Source organism: Roseibium sp. (genome assembly GCF_025698965.1).
Lineage (GTDB): Bacteria > Pseudomonadota > Alphaproteobacteria > Rhizobiales > Stappiaceae > Roseibium.
Genome location: NZ_JAILWL010000521.1, coordinates 1 through 4,334 on the forward strand (window position 1 = coordinate 1; position 4,334 = coordinate 4,334).

At 57.3% G+C, this 4,334-nt stretch carries 3 protein-coding genes; all 3 read right to left on the reverse strand.

Going from position 1 to position 4,334, the window contains the following annotated elements; translation table 11 throughout:
• Positions 1-263 precede the first annotated feature (263 nt).
• Positions 264-1,280: a C4-dicarboxylate TRAP transporter substrate-binding protein gene (locus tag K5905_RS28520; RefSeq protein WP_297590736.1), complete on the reverse strand. Its 1,017-nt coding sequence runs from the start codon at positions 1,278-1,280 to the stop codon at positions 264-266.
• 241 nt (positions 1,281-1,521) lie between these two features.
• Positions 1,522-2,931: a sigma-54 dependent transcriptional regulator gene (locus tag K5905_RS28525; protein ID WP_297590739.1), complete on the reverse strand. Its 1,410-nt coding sequence runs from the start codon at positions 2,929-2,931 to the stop codon at positions 1,522-1,524.
• On the reverse strand, positions 2,928-4,334 hold a 1,407-nt coding region (locus K5905_RS28530), incomplete at its 5' end, for an ATP-binding protein (RefSeq protein ID WP_297590742.1). The genes K5905_RS28525 and K5905_RS28530, both read right to left, overlap by 4 nt.

The window sequence follows — 4,334 nt, forward strand, 5'->3', positions numbered from 1 at the left end:
CGTATTGAAAAAGAGACGCCCGAAAACCTGGGCTACCGCCAGCAGCATCAAGGCCAGAATCGAGAATGCCGCGAACAGGTTGAATGCGTTTTCGACGTGAGCCAGCCAGCCGTCAAAGCGAATATAGGTGGTCGGTCGTTCCAAGCCGGAACGTCCGCCAGAATCTGTTGTCATCATGAGTGTCAGCCCCGAGCAGGGCTTCCTGGCACACCAAACAGAGTTGGGCGCCAGAAAGCGATAAGGGTCAAGCCAGAGTCACGGGCTTATTCGGAGATGGTCTTCTTGACCATGTCGAGCAATTCCTGAGCCGGCAGGCCGTTTGCGGATTGCTCTTCGACCCAGGCGTCGTGGATCGGTCCTGCTTTTGCTTCGAAGGCAGCCAGTTCTTCGTCTGAGAACTCAATCTGCTGAATGCCACGGCTCTCCAGCTCGGGCCACCATTTGTCATAAACCGCAGCGTAAGTTGCAAGATAGTGCGCGAGTGCAGGATCGACGGATTCGTCGAGTGCCTTCTTGAAGTCATCCGGAAGCGCTGCATAAGCGTCGGTGTTCACCACAATCGGGCAGTGCACGGTGCCCGGGTTGAGGTTCTTGGTCCACCAGTCTGCGACTTCCACGACCTTGAAGGACAGGTGCGCATGCGGTGCAAATCCAGCGGCCTGAACGGTGCCGGAATCGATCGCCTGGTAGGTTTCGGAAGCCGTCACGGAAGTCGGAACAGCTCCAACTGCGCTCATGAGCTTGCCGAGACCGCCGAGGGCGCGCACACGCATGCCGTCAAAATCGGAGATTGAAGCAGGAACGTCACCCTTGCCTGCGAAGTTGTACTGCGGCATCGGAGACGGCATCAGAAGCTTGGCGTTCCAGCGACCCAGATCCTCTTGAACAGCCGGATGTTCATAAAGTGCCTTGGACACCTTCACTTCCGTTTCCAGGTCGTTCACGCCGAGGAACGGCAGTTCCAGAACGGTCAGGCTCGGGTTCTTGTCCGCGTGATAGGACGCGCAGAACTGAGCCATCTCGAAAGCGCCGAAGGAGATGCCGTCGAGATTTTCACGAGATTTGGAAAGCGCGCCACCATAGTGCAGTTTGATTTCGAACTTGCCGTCGGTCTTTGCGGAAACTTCTTCAGCCAGTTTTTCAACGTGTTCTGTGAAAGCGCGACGCTTGCCCCAAAGCGAAACATTCCATGTGACGTCGGCAGCAAAGGTTTCCGTGGCAAATACGACGGAGAGCGCAGCCGCCGAAACAGCGGTTGCGGACTTCAATGAAAAGAGCATGCAATCCTCCCAGATATTTTAGCCCCATTTCTTGGCAGCTCAGCCCGGACGCATATTGCAACACGAGCCCGTACCAAGTCACAAGGCTCTAAGCATGAGCCGTGCCAATTCTGACCGGTATCATAAATATCAGGGTTTCCGGCGCATTTGGGGAATTGGCAAGAAAATGTTTCAGGCCAATCGGCAAGATCTTGCCGATCGCCTGAGTGGATCGGCGAAATTCCGCCTATCCACTGTGTCTTCAGGATTTTTCCTGACGATCCACCGGTTCGGCAGACCCGTCCGGGTCGCGGCTCAGACCCAGCCGGGCCATCTTCTCGTTTAAGGTTCTTCGCGGCAAATTGAGTTCGCGCATGACTTCGGCCATATGTCCGCCATGCCTGCGCAATGCACCTTCGATCAGGCTGCGTTCATAGGTGTCCATCAGCTCTTTCAAGCCACCGGCAGCCGGCACCGTACCAGCGCCCTGTCGGCCCGTGACCAATGTTTCCAATGGTTGCGGACTGACACCGGCGTTGAGCACAAACCGTTCAGCTGCGTTGCGAAGTTCACGAACGTTGCCGGGCCAGGAATAGGTTTGCAAAAACGCCTCGTCCCGGGCAGACGTCACAGGAGCAACCATCGAGTATTGAACGGCAAACCTGTTCAGGAATGTGTCGAACAAAAGCAGACTGTCCCGACCGCGTTCACGCAAAGGAGGGACCGTGAGTTCAATCGTGTTCAGGCGGAACAGGAGATCTTCGCGCAATCGCCCTGTCCGGACAGCTTCTTTCGGATCCATATTCGCAGCACTGATAAGCCGAACATCGACATCCACGGGTCTGGTGGCGCCAATTCGGTCGACCTTCTTTTCCTGCAGGACCCGCAGAAGCTTCGGCTGCAGACCGAGTGGCATGGACACGATTTCGTCCAGAAACAGCACACCGGTGCTTGCAGCTTCAATCCGGCCGATCCGCAATCGGTCCGCTCCGGTGAAGGCACCGGCCTCGTGTCCGAATAGTTCCGCCTCGACCATGGACTCCGGCAACGCGGCCGCATTGATGGCAGCAAAGGGGCCATCCTTGCGGTGGCTGAAATCGTGGAGCGCCTGGGCAATGACTTCCTTGCCGGTTCCCGTTTCTCCGGTGATCAGCACCGCTGCATCGGTTGTGGCAAAATGCAGGATCTGCCGGCGAAGGGTCTGCATGGCCGGACTGCTGCCGATCAGTCGACTTTCAAGCCCCGCACTATCGGAGAGGCGAGTTTTCAGCGCCCGATTTTCCAAAACCAGCGAGCGCCTGTCGCAAGCCCGGCGGACAACTTCGGCTATATGGTCGGGATCGAACGGTTTTTCGACAAAATCATAGGCCCCTGCCCGCATGGCCTCGACCGCCATGGGCACATCGCCGTGTCCCGTGATCAACACAACCGGCAGGTCACCGTCCAGATCGCCGATACGGCGCAACAGCGATACACCGTCTTCACCTTCCAGCATCACGTCGGACACGATGCAGCCACTAAAGTCCGATGAAAGTTTTGCCATGGCCTGATCGGCCGTCGCAACTTCCTGGGTTGCAAAGCCGGCCAGGCGAATCCACTGGCGAAGGGCGGCCCGCATGGAGGGATCATCGTCGACGATCAATACGGGTGTCTTGTCCAATCGTTCGGTCATTCGGCGGCTTCTGGTTCCAAATCTTGTGCCGGATTGCTGTGGGCGTTCTCCCCGGACAGTGCCGGCAGGCAGAGCTCAAACATGGCTCCTTTAGGGGTGTTCGCCTTCACTGACAAGCTGCCACCGAGGTCCTCGGCCAGTCGCATTGAAATTGCCAGGCCCAGGCCCATGCCTCCGGAACTCGCCTTTGTCGAGAAGAATGGATCGAAGATCCGCTCTCGCAAGTCCTCCGGAATACCAGGGCCGTTGTCGGAAATCTCAAGTCGGGCTTGCTCACCGTCACGTTTTGCCATGAGCAAGACTTCGCCGTGTTCCTCCGTTGCCGCCGCATCGGCACCGTTTCGAAGAAGATTGACCAGGATCTGCTCTACACGAAGAGGTGCCGTTTCGACTTCGAGAAGCTGGTCAGGCAAGTCCAGTTTCAGGCAGACACCGGTTTCCTCGAAGCGAGGGCGAACGATCTTTTCCGCTGTCCGGATGCTTTCTCGCAAGTCTATTTTTTCAATCCGGCTTTCACCAGGGCGCGCAAACCGTTTCAGTTCCTGGGTCAGATTTGCCATGCGGTTTTGCAGAGAATCGATCTCATCCAGGTTTTCCGAAGCAGTTCGCGTGTCGCCCTTTTCGAGAAACTTCCGTGTACCGGCGACAAACATCCGCAACGCGGACAAGGGCTGGCTCAGCTCATGCACGACAGCAGCCGACATTTCACCCACCGCCGCCAACCGGCTGGAGCGGGCAAGGCCTCGCTGGGCTTCCAGGAGTTCGCTTTCGATCCTTCTTCGCTCCTGAATCTCATCAACGAGGCGTGTGTTCAGTTCTTTCAGATCCGCCGATTCCCGGCGTAGCTGGACAGACGTCATGCGAAGACGGCGTCCGCGCAATACCAGCACGATAACGAAATAAAGAAGGCAAAGCGTGATTGTTGCCGCCCAGATCGGGAACACGCTCTTGCGGGTCTCTTCGACCGGAACCAGAAAGTGCAACGTCCAGCCAAGCAGACCAACTTCCGATGCATTATGGCGGAAGGCCTTGCCGCCGATCGTCACCAGATCCCTGGCATGGACAGGCTGGTCGCTCACAGGGTCCAGGTCCTGACCTGCATATTGACGGGTAGCAACGATTGTCTGGCGTATCTTTTTTGGTAGCTGCGACAGCGTCCGGTACCGCCACTCCGGCCGGCTGGACAGAAAGATCACGCCATTGGCATCGGAAGCAAATACGATCTCGCCGCCCTCGGCCCAGGCTTCCTCCAGTGGCCGCATATCAACCTTGACCACTGCAACGCCCAGCGGATCTCCCGCCACGGGTGTCGGCCTTGCCAGAAACAGCCCCGGTTCTCCGAGAGTCGCGCCAATTGCAAAAAACTGACCTTCCTCACCTTTGATCGCCGATTTGAAATAAGG

What these genes read in the sequence shown, in the direction of transcription:
- K5905_RS28525 (WP_297590739.1), bottom strand. Translation starts at nt 2,931, where the DNA reads ATGACCGAACGATTGGACAAGACACCCGTATTGATCGTCGACGATGAT.
- K5905_RS28520 (WP_297590736.1), bottom strand. Translation starts at nt 1,280, where the DNA reads ATGCTCTTTTCATTGAAGTCCGCAACCGCTGTTTCGGCGGCTGCGCTC.